Genomic DNA, 16,683 nt, shown 5'->3' on the forward strand with positions numbered 1-16,683 from the left:
GTGTCATGAGCACGGGAGTATTTATGAGTTATCTTCAGCATCCGGTAAAGGACGCCAAGCTTGTCCGGGTCGCCTTGATCGGCGCTGGCTGGATCGGCAGCTTCCACGCGGAGTCCATTGCCCTCCGGATACCTGCTGCCCGTCTTGACGCGGTTGCAGACCCGGATCTTCTGGCGGTTGAAGCCTTGGCCGGCAGGCTGGGAGTCGGCAAGATCAGCGCGGATCCGGCCGATGTGATCAACGACCCGGACATCGATGCCGTCCTGATTGCCGCACCTGTGCGCTTCCATGCCGGCCTGATCGCGGCCGCTGCTCGCGCGGGCAAGGATGTGTTCTGCGAGAAGCCCGGCGGGCGCACCGTTGAGGAACTCGATGAAGCCCTGAATGCGGCCGACACGGCAGGAGTCAACGTTCAGTTCGGGTTTAACCGCCGCTATGCGGCGGATTTCGCCGCTGCACGCAAGCTCATTGACGACGGCGTAGTGGGCACACCACAGCTGATGCGCTCCCTGACCCGGGATCCGGGCACCTCCGCCGGAATTGGCAACCCGGAGCGCATCGCACCCGGAACAATCTTTCTGGAAACGCTCATCCATGATTTCGACACCCTGAACTGGCTCAATCCGGGCGCCGTTCCGGTCCGTGTCCATGCTGTCGCCGACGCCCTCGTGGCCCGGGAAGCCAAGGCGGGAGGGCTGCTGGACACCGCCGTGGTCACCGTCACCTACAGCAACGGAGCGATTGCCGTGGCCGAGGCAAACTTCAACGCCCTCTATGGCTATGACGTCCGCGGTGAAGTGTTTGGTTCCGCAGGAATGGTCACGGCGGGCGGACCACAGGAGTCCAGTGCGACCACTTACACCGCTGCGGGCATAGGCGCTGCGACCGTGCGGCTGAACGTTGACCTCTTCCGCGAGGCCTATACAGCGGAATTGAGTGACTTTGTTGACACGGTGAAAGCACGCCGGGACGGTGTCCAGGCGAAGGCAAAAAACCGTCCGGGAGGGGCTGATGCCCGCAACGCCTTGGCTGTGGCGCTGGCGGCGTTTCGTTCTGCTGAATCCGGGATGCCGGTGGACGTTGCAACGATTGCTGAACTGGTTCCGGCTGAGCCGCAGTTCCACCCGGTGGGGGAGACCGCGTGAGCTTCCGCCTGGCTGTCTGCGCTGAGATGGTTTATGGCCATCTGCCCCTGATCGAACGTGTGACGCGTATTCACGAACAGGGTTTCGAGGTGGAACTGTGGGACACCCGGGGACGGGACATCAGCGCGCTTGCAGCCACTGGCGCACGTTTCTCTTCCATGAGCGGCTACTTTGGCGGGAGCCTGATCGACCCGGACGACGCCGACGAAGTACTTGCTTCAGCTGAAAAGCTGATTCCCACAGCCCTGGAACTAAGTGTCGAGCGAATGGTCGTCCATCCGGCCGAACTGGGAGAGGGCGGCCTGGCTGTTCGCCCGGTTCACCGCTCTACAGGGCAGATGTGGCTGACCGCCCTGCGTACACTCGAACGGCTTGCGCTCCTGGGTGAGAAGCACGGTGTGACGTTCGCACTGGAGAACCTGAATACCATCATTGACCATCCGGGAATACCCCTGGCCCGGGCGAAGGACACCCTGGCTCTGGTCTCGGCCGTTGACCACCCGAACGTGAGGATGATGCTGGATCTCTACCACGCCCAGATCGGGGAGGGAAACCTGATCGAACTCGTCCGGGCGGCTTTGCCCTGGACAGGCGAAATTCAGGTGGCGGATGTTCCGGGGCGGTTTGAACCCGGCACCGGTGAAATCAACTACCGCGCAGTCGCAGCAGCGCTCAAGGATGCCGGCTACTCGGGCGTCATCGGTTTGGAAGCCAGCCCTTCCGGCGGTGACGGCCTGCAGGCAGGCGATGCGGCCCTGGCTGCTTTCGGGGCAGCATTCAGTAGTAACATTCCATCTTCCGACCCTTTTCAGGAGCTTTAGTGTCCAAGAACGCTGCGATGATTACCGTCGAGCTGCTGCCGGGGGAGCACTGGTGGGGCGGCGCCGTCGCCGATGGGCAGGCCATGCCCTTCGGACTCAGCCCACACCGACGGGATCTGGCCGTGAACGCCGGCTTCGCAGATGATCCGAGCGCGGGGGCAAACCAGTCGGCGCCCTTGCTCGTCTCCAGCAGGGGCAGGGTCTTATGGTCGGAGAGCCCTTTTGCCTTCGCCTTCGCGGACGGTCAGCTAACTGCCGACGGCGGGGCTAAGCTCTTCGAGGCTGCCGGAGGGACACTGCAGGACGCCTTCCTTCTGGCCTCGAGGAGCTTCTTCCCGCCGTCGGGCCGGATGCCGGCACACGAACTCTTCGACGGTCCGCAATACAACAGCTGGATTGAAATGCCCTATGCGCCTACCCAGGAGGGCGTGCTCGCCTATGTAGATGGACTGCTCGACGCCGGATTCCCACCCGGTGTACTCATGATCGACGACCGCTGGTCTGCCGATTACGGGGACTGGCGGTTCGATGCCTCTCGTTTTCCGGATCCGGCTGCCATGGTGGAGCAGCTGCATGCCAAAGGCTTTCACGTAATGCTCTGGCTCGTACCTTTTATCAGCCCGGACAGCGATCAGTTTCGTGAATTGCGGTCACGCAGCCTGCTGCTCGCCGGTGCGGACGGGGAGGTGATCGTGCGGGAGTGGTGGAACGGCTTCAGTGCCCTTCTTGATGTAACCAATCCCGAGGCAGGCAAGTGGCTGTTGTCGCATCTGGATGCCCTGCGGGACGAATACGGCGTTGACGGATTCAAATTCGATGCCGGGGACTTGCGGGACTACCGCGACGGCGACCGGCCAGTGTACGGCAACGGCCCGGTTGACCTCTGCGAGGCCTATGCGAGGCTTGGCCTCAACTACGGGTTCAATGAGTACAGGGCGTGCTGGAAGATGGGCGGACAGCCACTTGCCCAGCGTTTGCACGACAAACCTCCAACGTGGGGTACCGACGGATTGCTCTCGCTCATTCCGGAAGGCCTCGCCCAGGGCCTCATCGGCCACGCATTCACTTGCGCAGACATGGTGGGTGGGGGTGAACTTACTGCCTTCGCGCCAGGCACCGCCGTGGACCAGGAACAGTTCGTACGCTACGCCCAATGCGCAGCCCTGTTCCCGATGATGCAGTTCTCCATATCACCGAGCCGTGTGCTGGACAACGAGCACCTCGCCGCGGTGCGCTCCGCCGTCGCAATACGCCAGGAACTGCTCCCGGAAATCCGAGCGTTGGCCGAGCATGCCGCAGAGACCGGCGAACCGGTCATCCGCCCGCTTGCCTACCACTTCCCTGGCTTCGAACATGTGAAGGATCAGTTCCTCCTGGGCGATCGGATACTGGTGGCGCCGATCCTTGCCCGGGGCGCGGTTCGCCGCATTGTGGTGCTCCCGGGCGGAACATGGGTAGGCGCCGATGGGACCGAACACGGCGAGGGGCTGGTTGAGCTGGAGGTGGGACTCAGCAGCCTTCCCGTTTTCAGGCGCACAGACGCAGGGCCTCGCTAAAATTGGCAAAACGTGGATGGCTATCGGTGCACGCCCCAGGGCAAGATGCCTTGATGGAGCCTTCTTCAGCGTGACGGTGAAATTCCTGGTTATTGCGGCCTGGAGATCGGAGAGCAACGGTCGGCATCGAGGACACCCGGGGGCTTAATAAACGAAACGAAGTGTGCTTGTCTGATGCAGAGAACGCGGATCCGGGAGTCGGCCGCGGCCGTTATTCCACGAGGTGACACGACAATGAGATTGACGACCACCACCAACGTCTCCGTGGATGGTGTGTGATGCAGGGGCTCGGTGGACCTGACGAGGATCGCAGCGGCGGGTTCGAGCGTGGCGGATGGGCCTTACCGCTTCTAGATGCTGAAGCCGGGAACTATCTCAATCAGATCTACGGCGGCGCGGACGCGTTCCTCTTTGGCCGCCGAACCTACGAAATCTTTGCCGGATACTGGGGAGTATTGGCGGACCCGAGCACGAACCGAATCGCAGGTATCGATGGGAGGAACAGCCATGAGGATCTTGATTGTTGAAGACGAAAAGAGACTGGCCGAAACGGTTCGCCGCGGGCTGTCCAATGAGGGATTCGCGGTGGATGTGGCACACGATGGGGTCAGCGGCATGCGAGCGGCCTTGGACAATCCGTACGATGTGATCCTGCTGGATCTGATGCTGCCGCTGAAGAACGGCTACGACGTGCTGAAGGAAATCCGGCAACACAAGATCTGGACTCCCGTCTTGATGCTGACGGCAAAGGACGGTGAGTACGACCAGACGGACGCATTCGATCTCGGGGCTGACGACTACCTGACCAAGCCCTTTAGTTTCCGTGTGTTGGTAGCTCGGATAAGGGCATTGATGCGTCGCGGGGCGCCTGTGCGGCCGGCCGTCCTTTCGGTTGGAAGCTTAAGCCTGGATCCAGCCGGCCGCGGTGTTCGCCGCGGCGAGACTCCCCTCGTCCTTACGGCTAAGGAATACGGGCTGCTGCATTACCTGATGCGCAGGCATGGACAAGTGATTTCAAAGTCGGAGATTCTCGAGAATGTCTGGAATTCTGCCTTTGAGGGCGGGGAAAACATCGTAGAGGTGTATGTGGGATATCTGCGGCGGAAGATCGATACACCGTTCGGCCTGCAAACCCTCACGACTGTCCGGGGAATGGGGTACATGCTCAGCGCCGACCTACCTGCCGCAGAGGGTCCCCTTGGTCCTGTGGCACAGTGAGCTGCTGATGCCGGTTTTGCCCAGGCGGCTCTTCCTGCCGGGGGAGATCCAGTTCGAACCGGCAAATGTGGCCGGGAGCTTCCGTTGAGAGAATCTGGCCCCCGTGGGCGCTGAGGATGGCGGCCGCGATGGCCAGACCCAAACCGCTGCCACCGCTTTCGCGGGATCGGCTCTCGTCAAGCCGGACAAACCGCTCGAAGATCCGCTCCCGATCGGAAACAGGTACGGGCGGACCATCATTGTCGATCGTGAGAAGGACACGATCGCCCGAGTTGCGCAGTTCGATGCGGATCCGCGACAGCGCGTGCCGCTCCGCATTGTCCAGGACGTTCCGGACGACCTGGCCGAGGCGCCGCACATCGCCGGTAACACGGGCCGGTTCAAGACGGGCTTCGATTTTGTGCTTGCTGGTGGAGCGCAGTCGCCGGACCTCTTCATCAAGAACGTCATCCAGATCAACGTCTGCCCGCTCCAGCCGCAGACCGCCATCGTTGGTCTTTGCTAGGGTCAGCAGGTCCTCGACCAAGTAGCGCATCCGCGCCGTTTCCCCTGCCAGGACCTCTTTCATCTCGTTCCATGTGGCCCCGGACGAATCAGCAGCAGCGATTTCCACCGCGGCACTGAGAGTTGCCAAGGGACTGCGAAGTTCATGCCCTGCATCAGAGATGAATCGTCGCTGTTCCCGGTCTGAAGCCTGGAGCCTGTCCAGCATCATGTTCATTGTCAGCGCCAAGGCCTGGATCTCATCGGAAGTTGGAGGCACCTCAACACGCTCGCCGAGCCTTAGGGAGTCAATTCCTGCGACTTGGCCACGGATCCGCTCCACTTGGCGCAGCGACCTCCCCACGAGTACCCAGACCCCGACGCCGACCCCTGCAACCAACAGCGGTGCTGCTCCTAGAATGAACCAAGCCACGGTGGCAAGTGTCTCGGACTGGACCTGCACCGATGCGGCAACAGCAACCGTGAAGACCTTGTCGTCCTCCTCAACGCCCGTAACAACAACGAAGAGTTCATCGTCCAACAGGCTATCCACTCCGGAAACACGCTCAAAAAGCGTTTGCTTGGCTTCCGGACGGAGCGTGGTCAATGGCGTCGCTGCAGTGGCGCTTGCGGACGAGGCAAGAACTGATCCATCGGGATTCAGGATCTGTATGTAGTAGCCCGGCCGGCCCGCGGACCTAACGTACGCGACAGCCTCATTGAGGTCCTGTTCAACGATATGGGCAATCACGTCCTCGGCCTGCAGCTGCGTCAGGGTCTCCGTTGACGAAATCAAAGATTTCTGGAGAAGCAGCAGCAGGATCAGTCCGCCCAGCAGCAGCGCCCCGGCCACAACGGCAACTGCTGTGGCCGTGGCCCGCTTGCGCACACCCCACCGCGTGCGCACCTTGCCCATGTGCTCGGTCACGTTACCGGCGTCCATGCTCCAAGAATGCGTCCTGAGCACGTCAGAAACAAACCCCCCGCCATATTGCTCAGGTCAGTCACATGAACGTGGCGGACCATCCCACGGCGCGAGGAACCAAAAAGAACCCCGCTATGCGCTGGTTGCGGCATGCTGTGATCTGGCTGAGATTTGCGCCAGGCATTGTTGTCGATGGGGTAGCCGTGGGATGAAACTGGGGGTATAAGTTTGAACGGAATGGGGGAGACAGAAGAGGAGATTGTGATGGGCAAAAAAACTCTTTGGGTCATCGGCATTGCTGCTGCGGCAGCTGCTATCGGCGGGGCGTCTGCGGCGGCTGCTATCGGCGGAGCGTCCGCCGCAGCAGCTGCTATCGGCGGAGCGTCTGCAGCGGTGGCTGCAAGCACCGTCGGCGAAGATCAGCCTTTGACCGGAACCACCTTGCAGCAGGCCAGTGATGCCGCCATCGCCCACACCGGGCCTGGAACCGTGACAAGTGCTGAAACGGACGATGATGCTTCCTATGAGGTGAACGTCCAGTTGGAAAACGGCAGCCGGGTCGAAGTGGAACTGAACAGCTCGTTCCAGGTGGTCAGTACGGAGAGCGGGGATCAGGACAACGACTAGTGGCACCGGGCCGCCGTTGAGCGACGCCGATCGGGACAACTGTTCCAAAACCTTCAAAATCGCGGCGGAGAGTGCTGCACTATCCGGGCGGACTACGATGCTCCTTCAGCCGCCGTAATCCTCGCGGAAGGTGTTGGACGGCCGCTGATGCCGACGTCGGCCGACAGTATCAGCCCGTCGAAGGTTCCCGGAGAGTCCAGGTCGATGGCTGCGGTTGTAACCACCAGCGTGGTCATGGCTTCGCCGGCAAAGCAGATGCTGGTCGGTTGTTGCGCCGGCACGTGGAGGATACGCTCAATGCTGCCGTCCGGGCGGTAACGGTGGATCCGGCCCACGCCCCAGATTGCAACCCACAGGTGGTCTTCAGTGTCTGTGATCATGCCGTCCGGGCTCCCGCCGGAGACGGTGGCGAAAACCTGCCCGTCCCCGAGCGAACCCGTTTCGGTGTCCACCTGGTAAGCCGTAATGGTGCCTGCCGCGCTGTCGGCCAGATACATGAGGGACCCGTCGGCTGTGAACGCGGGGCCGTTGGGAATCGTCAGGCCTGTGAGGACGGTCCTGATGCTTCCGTCGGAGTCGACCCTGTGCAGGGAGCCCGCCCCCGGGGCGGCATCCAAGGCCATGGTTCCGGTCCAGAATCGGCCCGCGGGGTCGCAGACAGCATCGTTCATCCGTACGGCAGGCGCAGCTGTGAACGGGTCCGCTGCAGAGAACGCGCTGTTACGCTGCGGTCCGGCCAGCCAGGTGACCAGTCCGCCGTCGAGCACTGCGATACCGTCACCGGCAGCCGCCAGCAGGGCTGTCTCCGATCCGGAAATCGGTGCGATAGCGCCGAGCGGAACAGAAAGTTCCTGCAGAAGTACGGTCTGGTCCGGGGACTCCAGATCCACCTGCCAGAGCTGCCCGCGAAGGATGTCGACTGCAAGGACGCGGCCGTCAGGCAGCAGCCGGGGTCCTTCGCCGAGTTCCAGCGGCGTTTCGTTGCAGACCTTCCAGTCAGGATGGTAATTCGCAGGTTCGTGAGTTGAAGCTTGAGTTTTTGCCGGAGTCATAGGTTTCTGCTTTTCATCGGATTGCTGTGCCGTTTCCGGCATCCAGCAGGGGTAGTTCTGACAATGTGGGCAGGCCTTCCCAATCGCCCTTGCTGGCGACGGCGAACGCGCCGAGGGTGTTTGCCAGGAACAGCCGCTCCTCCGCCGGGCGCGAGGTCAGCAAACCGGAGATGTAGCCGGCGGTGAAGGCATCACCGGCTCCGATGCTGTCGACGGCGGTGACCTCGCGGGCAGGGGAGTGCACGGTGCCATTCTCGTCGTACAGCCGGGCACCGTCCGCGCCCAGTTTCACCACGAGTTCACGCACTCCGCCGGTGATGAGCGCCTTGGCTGTATCTGAGGAATCATCGCCAGCGTCATCCGAAAGCAGCGTCAGCTCGTCAGGGGAGCCAATAACAATGTCAACGAACGGGAGAAGCCTGCGCAATGTGTCGCCCGCAAGCTTCCTGTTCCAGAGCTTGCCGCGATAGTTCACGTCGAAAACTACCGTTGCCCCTGCTGCATGGGCGGCGGATGCCGCCTGAAGGACTGTCTCCGCCGCACTCAGACTCAAGGCGGACGTGATTCCTGTCAGGTGAAGGATGCGCGGGCCCTTGGACAGCGCGGGAGAAAGGTCATCGATGCCAATCATTGAAGCGGCCGAGTTTTGACGGAAGTAGCCCACCCTGGTGAGATCCGGCAGCCGCTGCTCAAAGATCAGAATTCCGGTTTGGCGCTGGGGGTCCGTGGTGACGTGGTCCTGTCCCACTGACTCTGCCCGCAGGGTCCGGCGGATCAGCTCCCCGCCAGCATCTTCCCCGATCCGCCCCGCCCACTGGACGTTGTGCCCCAGGCGGGCCAAAGCAATGGCCACGTTGGATTCCGCACCGGCTATCGTGGCGGTGATGTTCGGGCTCAGGGCCAGTGGGCGGTCTGCCCTGAGCGCGATCATGGTCTCGCCGAAAGTCAAGACGTCCATTGGCGTCTGCCTTCCGCGTGGCGGCTTTGGGCGGAGGCGGCCTGCGTGAGGGCGATGAATTTCCGGGCGCGGTTACCGAGTTCAGAAAGGCTCCCGCCTCGGGGTGCATCGTGTGTTAACGGGCTGCCTGCTCCGACGGCGAGGGCGCCAGCCTGAAGGTATTCAGTCACAGATTCGGCGTCAACGCCTCCAACCGGGATGAATTCGATGTCTGGGAAGGGGTCCCGCAGTGCTCTCAGATAGGAGGGGCCCCCAACACTTGCCGGGAACAGTTTCACTGCCGTTGCCCCTGCACGTGCTGCGGTGTAAACCTCGGCAGGTGAGAGCGCGCCAACGAGAATGGGAAGTCCAAGTTTGAATGCGGCGTCTGTGCTGGGCGCAAGGCAGGGGGTGACGATGAACTGCGCGCCCGCGTCCCGGGCTTCATGCACCTGCCCGGGTGTAAGGACTGTGCCGGCCCCCAAGAGGATCCGCCCGGCAGCGGTTTCATGGATCTGTCTGATGAGCTTGAGGGCATCCGTAGTGGTGAGGGATACCTCCAGGATTGTTATCCCCGCATCGATCAGCGTCATGGCAGTGTTGAAGCAGGCTTCCGCGTTGTTTCCGCGAATGATGGCGAGCAGTTTCTTATCCCGCAGGCTCGTTAGCAGTTTGGAGCTTGTGTCGTCCATGGGTTAGTCCTCTGCATGGTCAGGTGAAGGCGGGAGGGTTGGCGGGCGGAACATGAGGCAATGTTGATGACCCTGGTTCTCCCCGGTTTTTGAAGCTACGGGGGCGGGTGTGGGGTCACTGGGGCGGAATCCGAGGCCCCTGATTGTTTCGGTCAGGTCCCATTTCTGGGCGGCCGCGGCCGACACTCCCACGTACGTTCCGTACCTCATCGGAGCCGTCAACGAGGCGCGGAGCAGCTGAGCGTAGTCCCCAGGACCCAGCCATTGGGAGGCGTAGCCAGTAGTCTCCGGAGCGTAGCCGGTCAGGCCCAGCCGCAGGCTCACCACAGAGACGGGCGTCCGTTCGGTCAGGATTTCCAGCAGGTTCTCAGAGAACACTTTGGCGGCGCCGTATTCACAGCAGGGCCGGGGAGGCCAGTGTTGGCGGATGGGGTACTGCGCCTCACGGTGATACAGACCCATGGTGTGGATGGAACTGGCGAACACGATCCTCTTGACGCCGGAGCCCGCCGCCGCGGCTGCCAGCCCTGCCGTGAGCATGGCTCCGCCCTCGACGGCGGTCCGCGCCTCGATCTCCGGATAAGCATTTCCCGCCAGGTGGACCACGGCGTCGACGGACTCGATCGCCGCGTCCCAAGCGTCGCGTTCTGTTAGGTCCAAGGCCAACCGTTCGCTCCCGTCCTCAACGTCCTGCGAATCGCGTATGGGCCAGTCCCGATCAATGAGCCTGAGCCTGTAGCGTCCGGCGAGGGCCTGGGACGTCAGTTGCCCGACGTGCCCGGCCGCGCCCGTAACCACTACGAGAGGACGTCTTGTTCCTTCGTCTGCCCCTGAGACCATAAATTGCCCTTTCACCAGTTGGTGAATGATCCGTCGAGTCTACGCAGTTGCGGCATGGGAGGTGGCTGGATCTGATGGGCCCGCGCAGCATCAAGATCCACTTCCAATCCGAGGCCGGGTGCCTCGGGACGGCGCATCCATTCCCCGTCCATGGTTGCCTGAACCGGGAATACGTCGTTGGCCTCGGTGCCCGGAAGCTGGTATTGCTCCTGGATGCCGAAGGTGGGCAGGGTCATGTTCAGGTGCAATGATGCCGCCGTCGCGATTGGCCCCAACGGGTTGTGGGTGGCCGTACGGATGTGGTGGGACTCGCACCAGCCGGCGATCTTCTTCGCCTCGGTGAAACCTCCCACGATGCAAATGTCGAAACGGGCGTAGTCAATGAGGTCGTGCTCAATAAGCGGCCGGATTTCCCACTTGGACGCCGCCTGCTCGCCTGCGGCCAGCGGAACGGAGGTGCGTTGCCGCAAGGTCCGGTAGATGTCGGGATTCTCCCAGCGCAGCGGATCCTCGATGAAGTACATGTTGGCCCCCTCCAGTTCCCGGCACAGTGTCGTGGCTTCGGGGAGTTCCAAACGGGTGTGCACGTCCAGGATCAGCTCAAACTCGCTTCCGAGTTCGTCCCGTACAGCTGCCACTTCGGCAAGGGCATGGCGGGTAGCTGCGCGGGGTTCCAGTAAATCCCCTTCAGACGGTACCGAGAGCCGCCCGACCGTCCAGCCTTGCTCGAAGGCCTTCCGCGCATTGTCGATAAGTTCGGCATGGTCCGCCCCCCAGATGTGCCGGTAGCACTTCACCCGGTCCCGGACTGCTCCCCCCAATAACTCATAAACCGGAATCTCCAGTGCCTTGCCCTTCAGATCCCACAGGGCAATGTCCACAGCCGAGATGGCAGAGGCGAGAACGCGGTCCGCGGGGTAGAAGCCGGACCGCGACATGACCTGCCACAGGTGTTCTGTGCGGAAGGGGTCGTTGCCGATGAGAAGCGGCTTGAAGTGCTCCAGGGCTCCCCGAACGGCCAGCTGGCGTGAGCGAAGCCCGACTTCTCCGACGCCGAAGATTCCTTCGTCGGTGTGCACTACAACCATCATCAAGGCACCGCCGTCGTCGATGGTTAGGACTTCCAAGTCCGTTATTTTCACAGGGTCAGGCCTTTCATACAGGAGAAATCTTCTATTTCATGCCTGAAGTGGCGAACCCATTGACATAGGACCGCTGGACGAAAAAGAACATGATGAGAACGGGGAGGACGTAGAGCACGGCGCCGGCTGCCAGCAGGTTGTTGACCGGGAACCCTTGGGAGTTGACATAGCCGGTCGTGATGGCCACCGCCAGCGTGGTGTTGTCCTGGTTGAGCAGGAGCTGGGGGGCGATGAAGTCGCCCCATACGCCGTTGAAGGAAAGAACAAAAGCGGTGATGACGACGGGTTTGGAGAGCGGGAGGAAGATTTGCACAAAGATGCGCAGCCGTCCGCAGCCGTCGAGGATGGCGGCCTCCTCAAGTTCGCGGGGAAGCTGGGCGAAGAACTGGCGGTAGAGGAAGATGAGGTAAGGAGCGCCAGCCATACCCCACAAGACCCACGGCCAGTAGGTGCCGACCAGCCCGACCTTCGCAAACAGCAGGTAGGTGGGTATGAGGGTGATGATGGGGGGTGTCATCATCATGGCGATCAGGATCCCGAAGAGGACCTTCTTTCCCTTGCCGTTGAGGCGGGCGAACCCATAGCCGACAAGCGCGGAGCTGACGGTGGTCAGGACGCCGGTCACCGTGGACAGGAAGAGGGAATTGGCGGCATAGGCCCAGAACGGCAGGACTAATGTGGCATCGATAAAGTTCTGCACCTGCGGCGAAGTGGGAATCCAGGTGATGGGATCGGAGGCCAACTGCTGGGGCGTCTTCAAAGCCGTCAGGAAGAGCCAAAGGACCGGAAGGAAGAGCATGGCGCAAACCACAACCAGGATCACGAAGGCGACCCGGTTCTTGCGTTCCCGGCTTTGCCGGATAGGTGGTTCCGGCGGCGCGGTCTGGGACTCCGTTTGGGGGCGGTGACCGATGAGCGTCATCCCTCTTTCCCTTCTTTGGAGGGATCGACGGCGTAGAACACAGTGCGTCCGCCGATCTTGAACGTAATGATGGTGACCACCAGGATGACCAGGAAGAAGAGCCAAAGCATCGCGGACGCATACCCGTACTTGGAGTACGCGAAGTACTGGGCGTAGACGTCCACCATGAAGATCCGGTTCGCTTCAGGTACGGCTGTGATGGCCGCCGGCCCGTTGGCCGGCGACAACAGGAGCGCCGGGACGAATGTCTGCAGGACGCCGATGGTGGTAGTGATCACCTGGAAAAGAAGCACCGGCGAGATGCTCGGAAGCGTGACGTGCCAGAATGCCATAAAGGCGTTTGCCCCATCCAGCCGCGCGGCCTCATGAAGCTCTGCGGGAACATCCTGCAGGGCGGCGAGGTTGATCAGCACGCCGGCGCCAATGCCCCAAAGCATGACCACCAACAGGACCACGAACACCGTGTTTCCGCTCATCCAGCTCACCGCATCCGCACCGAAGATCGCAAGAACGCCGTTGATGGCGCCGCTGTCACGGTCGAACAGCAGCTTCCAGGTCAGCGTCGCCGCGACGGGGGGCACGATGGCTGGCAGATAGACGAGCATCCGCAGGCCTGATCGCCAGTGGACCTTTTCGTTCAGGAGCAGCGCCAGTCCCAGTCCTCCGCAGATGGTGATGGGCACAATGGCGAGAGCGAGCACGCCGGTACGCTGCAGGCTGGCCCACATGCGCGGATCACTCAACGCATCTGTGTAGTTCTTCAGCCCAATCCAGTTCTGATTCGGTGCTATTCCATCCCAGTTGGTGAAGCTGATCCACAGTGCATAGCCCAGCGGAAACAGCGTCAGGAGCACTGTTCCGATCAGCCAGGGGGAGATAAAGGCGTAGAACGTGCCCGAACCCCTGAAGCCGGCGTTTCCCCGCCGGCTCTTTCGGCGAACAGCTCTAGCCAGAGAGAGAGTACTCACCTGCGTCAGCCCTTCTTGCCGGCAAGTTCCATGCCCTGCTTGAGGAGATCGTTGACGGCAGTAGTCGCCTGGTCCGCGAACTGGCCAGCAGACAGCTCGCCTTTCACTGCGCGGGGGAAGAGTTCAGCGATGGCAGCGCTAACAGCTACCGCCTGGGCATAAGGGCTGAAGGGAAGAACCTCCAGGTACTGCTCTTCGTTGCGCTGCACTTTCAGTGCATCAGTCTGGTAAGGCTGGGACTGCGGCAGTTCGGAAGCCAAAGCCGTGACGGCCGGCAGCCCCACGCCAGTCTGGGCCCTCACCTTGGCGTTGGGCCCGGTGCAGCAATACCACTCAAGGAACGCGTAGGCCTCGTCCTTCATGGCAGTCTTGGAGGAGATCCAGTAGCCTGTGGCCGACGTGGTGGGGCTGACGCGCTTTGAGCCCATCATCGGGGCAGGCGCGAGACGGGCGAACTCGGCGGTTTTGGGATTCGTTGCCACCATGCCGCCAAACCAGTAGCCGGCCAACGCCATTGCAGTCCTCTTGGCATCAAACGGCGGCCAGTCCCAGCCGTCCGGATTCGGATCCAAGAGCGTGTAGCCCACCTGCTTTTTGGCCACATCGATGTGCCACTGCAGTGCCTGCATGGCCTCAGGGCTTGTGAAGTCCGCCTTGGTCAGATCGTCGTTGAATACACGCCCGTTGGTGGTTGCCACCATGGAAGAGATTGCCTCGATGGTTGGGGCCGTGGCGAACAGCCCATACTGTTCCACCTTGCCTCCGCCACGCTTTGTCATGGGCTCGGCGTATTCAAGCAGCTGGTCATACGTGAGCGGCTTGTCCATGGTGGGAAGCGGAATGCCGGCCGCGCCAAAGGCTTCGGTGTTGTACCAGAACATGGAATCCTGGGACCAGTCCTTGACGAAGCCGTAGCGCGGTCCGCTGCCCTGCTTGTTTCCGTCCCAGCGCCAGACGTCGTTGATCTTGGCCAGGTCGGATTCCTTAAGTGTGCTCGACTTTGCCAGATACGGGTCCAGGTCCAAGGCAAGGCCGCGGCTTGCAAGGTTGGCAGTGCTGATGGCCCCCAGACTCCTGGCCAGGTCCGGCGGGGTTCCCGCGGCCATCATGGCGTTTAGCCGGGTTGGGTCGTCCTTGATCAGGGTGATGGGTACATCGGGATGGTCCTTAACCCACGCATCGATGACCTCCTGGGTGATTTCACCGGGATTGCCCATAATCGTCAGGCCTCCGGGCTTTTTGGCGGCACCTCCGCCCGCCGCACTCGCCGAGCATCCGGTCAGCGCGCCCCCTGTGGCTGCAAAGCCGGCGAACAGAGCAGCGCCGCCCAATAGACTGCGGCGTGAAACATGCTTTTGTACATTCATTTGACGTACCTTCATCGCTACGGGCCTGAGAGGCCGAGGTGTGTAATGGAGTGGACCGATCCCCGACTCAGTGTGAGGGCCCTCACGTCGATGTGTCAAGAGTCTTTACACAAAGTCTTTCTTTCTTACGGAGGGTCGTACATAATGAGGGAGTGAATTCAGCCCGAAGCGGAGGCTCCCTCCGCAACCTCCGACTATCCAACTCCCTGCATGTCCTGGACCTGGTGGTCAGCCAAGGTCCCATGCACCGTGCCGAGATGGCAAGGCGTTTGGGTATTTCGCGCACCACCATCACCACTATTACGCGCGAGTTGATGGAGCGCGGCGTGCTTGTGGAGCTGTCGGAGCGGGTTGAGAGTGGGGACGAAGTGGACGGCAGGGCGGGTGACCAGCTCGCGTTCAGCCCGGATGCGGGTTGGATTGCAGGCATGAGCCAGGTGCTCGACAGAATCTGCGTCCGGATCACGGACTTGATGGGCAATGAAGTGGCATCGGCCGAGGTGGCCATCGGCGCTAAGGATGATTGGCAGCTCCGGGCTGAAGCAGCCGTCTACCTCCTGGACCGCGCGCTGAAGGAGGGCGGCGGAGACCGTGATGACCTTCTCGGCGTCGGGATCGGGCTGCCGGGGCAGATCAACCCGGTGGATGGCATCGTGCACGGGGCGCTGGCTGACCAGCCGTGGCACGGCATCAATGCGCGCCAGGAAATGAACCGCCGCCTCGGCGTTCCTGTCTTCATCGACAACAATGTCCGCCTTGAAGCGATAGCGGAAGCCAAGTGGGGAGCCGGGCAGGGGATTCGGGATCTTATGTACGTGAGCATGTCCAGCGGAATAGCAGCCGGCTTCCTCTTCGGCGGGGAACTTTACCGGGGATCCGGCGGAGGTGCCGGAGAGCTGGGCCATACCTCCATAGACATTAACGGGCCGGCTTGCAGGTGTGGAAATCACGGATGCCTCGTTCTCTTCGCAGGTACTCCTGCCATACTGAAGCGCCTGGCGGCTACTTTAGGTGCGGATGCGACGATGGATGATGTGCTTGCCGCGAACGCCGCGGGAGACAGGTCTGTCCAGAATGTTCTGTCCGAAGCAGGATCCGTGGTGGGGCGGCTGCTGGCCAGCATGTGCAACTTGCTCAACCCGCAGCGGATCGTGGTGGGCGGCCAAACGTCGCTGGCCGGAGCCGTTGTGCTGGACCCGCTGCGGGAGAGCATTGGTCGTTACGCTCTCACCCCATCGGCCGCCTTGGAAGTGGTCGTCTCGGACCTTGGTGGGGGTCCGGAAGCAGGTGCAGCAGGAGGCGCCGCTATGGCTCTGTCTATGCTGACCACTTCACATGAAATGTTCAGCCGGCTCGTTGACCGCCCGGCAGCCTCCTCCTTCCGTGCGTGATGTTTGCCTCGCTAGGATAACGATATCCTCGCCGTGGAGATTGACGAGGGCCAAGAGAAGAAGATAGAGGACCGCTACGAGGGCAGCTGTGCGTGCGGGGGTGGATGTTGAGTGAGATTCCAAAACCTTTGTTCCGTGACCCCATCCAGGATGGAGCCGCCGATCCCATGGTGATCTGGAACCGCGCGGCGGGGGAGTGGTGCACAAGGCCTGGAGACCGGCTGGGGCCGCAACACCTTTTCCCCGAGTTCCCAGACGATCCTCACACATGGGACGTCACGGATCAGTTCGTTCTCGGCGACGACCTCCTTGTGGCGCCTGTCGTGGAGTCCAAGGCCCGTTCACGCAGCGTCTACTTCCCTGTGGTGGCACGGTGGACGGACCTCGCCAGCGGAGACATATATGACGGGGGACAGGTGGTCCTCCTCCCGGCGCCCATCGGAACGATTCCCGTGTTCGCTCGCGATGGGGCTCTCCAGGAGCTGGTCGGCAGTACTGTGGTGGCTGACCGCGAGCAGCAGCTTTGACGCGGCGGAGTGGTGACATCAAAGCCTGGCCAAACGACCAGTGCACTGAATTTGTGGAGCTTTCGGTGTC

At 61.9% G+C, this 16,683-nt stretch carries 17 protein-coding genes; 7 read left to right on the plus strand and 10 right to left on the minus strand.

Annotation, left to right across the window (positions count from 1 at the left end; translation table 11 throughout):
• Positions 1-23: 23 nt before the first annotated feature.
• Genes M1E05_RS10505 through M1E05_RS10515 form a run of 3 tightly spaced genes read left to right on the plus strand, consistent with a single transcriptional unit; the run spans position 24 to position 3,522 of the window.
• The gene (locus M1E05_RS10505; protein ID WP_461165228.1) at positions 24-1,145 is read left to right on the plus strand and encodes a Gfo/Idh/MocA family oxidoreductase; all 1,122 of its coding nucleotides are present in this window, start codon (positions 24-26) and stop codon (positions 1,143-1,145) included.
• Complete coding sequence (locus tag M1E05_RS10510) at positions 1,142-1,966, plus strand: TIM barrel protein (RefSeq protein WP_461162878.1); 825 nt, start codon at positions 1,142-1,144, stop codon at positions 1,964-1,966. The genes M1E05_RS10505 and M1E05_RS10510 overlap by 4 nt, the downstream gene beginning before the upstream one ends.
• Positions 1,966-3,522 (plus strand): glycoside hydrolase family 31 protein, encoded by a 1,557-nt coding sequence (locus tag M1E05_RS10515; protein ID WP_461162879.1) that lies wholly within the window; start codon positions 1,966-1,968, stop codon positions 3,520-3,522. Before M1E05_RS10510 ends, M1E05_RS10515 begins: the two co-directional genes overlap by 1 nt.
• A gap of 350 nt (positions 3,523-3,872) precedes the next feature.
• Here M1E05_RS10515 and M1E05_RS10520 read toward each other — a convergent pair whose 3' ends face one another.
• Positions 3,873-4,031: a hypothetical protein gene (locus tag M1E05_RS10520; protein WP_461162880.1), complete on the minus strand. Its 159-nt coding sequence runs from the start codon at positions 4,029-4,031 to the stop codon at positions 3,873-3,875.
• Here M1E05_RS10520 and M1E05_RS10525 point away from each other — a divergent pair.
• Entirely contained in the window at positions 4,030-4,740 is a 711-nt protein-coding gene (locus M1E05_RS10525; protein WP_461162881.1) for a response regulator transcription factor, read from the plus strand. The two genes, M1E05_RS10520 and M1E05_RS10525, sit on opposite strands and share 2 nt — an antisense overlap.
• Here the strand turns inward: M1E05_RS10525 and M1E05_RS10530 are convergent.
• Positions 4,688-6,166 (minus strand): sensor histidine kinase, encoded by a 1,479-nt coding sequence (locus tag M1E05_RS10530; protein ID WP_461162882.1) that lies wholly within the window; start codon positions 6,164-6,166, stop codon positions 4,688-4,690. The genes M1E05_RS10525 and M1E05_RS10530 overlap by 53 nt on opposite strands.
• Positions 6,167-6,412: 246 nt before the next feature.
• On the opposite strand from M1E05_RS10530, the gene M1E05_RS10535 reads away from it, so the two are divergent.
• A complete protein-coding gene (locus tag M1E05_RS10535) occupies positions 6,413-6,775 on the plus strand; it encodes a PepSY domain-containing protein (protein WP_458113929.1) in 363 nt (120 codons plus the stop codon).
• Positions 6,776-6,867: 92 nt separating this feature from the next.
• Here the strand turns inward: M1E05_RS10535 and M1E05_RS10540 are convergent, their stop codons facing one another.
• The 8 genes from M1E05_RS10540 to M1E05_RS10575 are packed head-to-tail and all read right to left on the minus strand — an operon-like array spanning position 6,868 to position 14,695.
• Positions 6,868-7,827: an SMP-30/gluconolactonase/LRE family protein gene (locus M1E05_RS10540; protein ID WP_461162883.1), complete on the minus strand. Its 960-nt coding sequence runs from the start codon at positions 7,825-7,827 to the stop codon at positions 6,868-6,870.
• 13 nt (positions 7,828-7,840) lie between these two features.
• Positions 7,841-8,785: a sugar kinase gene (locus tag M1E05_RS10545; RefSeq protein ID WP_461162884.1), complete on the minus strand. Its 945-nt coding sequence runs from the start codon at positions 8,783-8,785 to the stop codon at positions 7,841-7,843.
• Positions 8,773-9,456 carry a bifunctional 4-hydroxy-2-oxoglutarate aldolase/2-dehydro-3-deoxy-phosphogluconate aldolase gene (locus tag M1E05_RS10550; protein WP_461162885.1) on the minus strand — a complete coding sequence of 228 codons (684 nt, stop codon included), beginning with the start codon at positions 9,454-9,456 and terminating at the stop codon, positions 8,773-8,775. The genes M1E05_RS10545 and M1E05_RS10550 overlap by 13 nt, the downstream gene beginning before the upstream one ends.
• 3 nt (positions 9,457-9,459) lie before the next feature.
• Positions 9,460-10,296: an NAD-dependent epimerase/dehydratase family protein gene (locus tag M1E05_RS10555; protein WP_461162886.1), complete on the minus strand. Its 837-nt coding sequence runs from the start codon at positions 10,294-10,296 to the stop codon at positions 9,460-9,462.
• A gap of 11 nt (positions 10,297-10,307) precedes the next feature.
• Positions 10,308-11,438, minus strand: coding sequence for a mandelate racemase/muconate lactonizing enzyme family protein (locus M1E05_RS10560; RefSeq protein WP_461162887.1), 1,131 nt, complete (start codon positions 11,436-11,438; stop codon positions 10,308-10,310).
• Between the two features lie 31 nt (positions 11,439-11,469).
• A complete protein-coding gene (locus tag M1E05_RS10565) occupies positions 11,470-12,360 on the minus strand; it encodes a carbohydrate ABC transporter permease (RefSeq protein ID WP_458113935.1) in 891 nt (296 codons plus the stop codon).
• Positions 12,357-13,328: a carbohydrate ABC transporter permease gene (locus tag M1E05_RS10570; protein WP_461162888.1), complete on the minus strand. Its 972-nt coding sequence runs from the start codon at positions 13,326-13,328 to the stop codon at positions 12,357-12,359. The genes M1E05_RS10565 and M1E05_RS10570 overlap by 4 nt, the downstream gene beginning before the upstream one ends.
• A 5-nt stretch (positions 13,329-13,333) precedes the next feature.
• On the minus strand, positions 13,334-14,695 hold the full coding sequence (locus M1E05_RS10575) for an extracellular solute-binding protein (RefSeq protein WP_461162889.1): 1,362 nt from the start codon (positions 14,693-14,695) through the stop codon (positions 13,334-13,336).
• Positions 14,696-14,847: 152 nt separating this feature from the next.
• Between M1E05_RS10575 and M1E05_RS10580 the strand changes: the two genes are divergently transcribed.
• Both M1E05_RS10580 and M1E05_RS10585 read left to right on the plus strand, forming a co-directional pair.
• The gene (locus tag M1E05_RS10580; protein WP_461162890.1) at positions 14,848-16,086 is read left to right on the plus strand and encodes an ROK family protein; all 1,239 of its coding nucleotides are present in this window, start codon (positions 14,848-14,850) and stop codon (positions 16,084-16,086) included.
• Between the two features lie 104 nt (positions 16,087-16,190).
• Entirely contained in the window at positions 16,191-16,613 is a 423-nt protein-coding gene (locus M1E05_RS10585; protein WP_461162891.1) for a hypothetical protein, read from the plus strand.
• Positions 16,614-16,683 lie beyond the last annotated feature (70 nt).

Source organism: Arthrobacter sp. R4-81 (assembly GCF_054792365.1).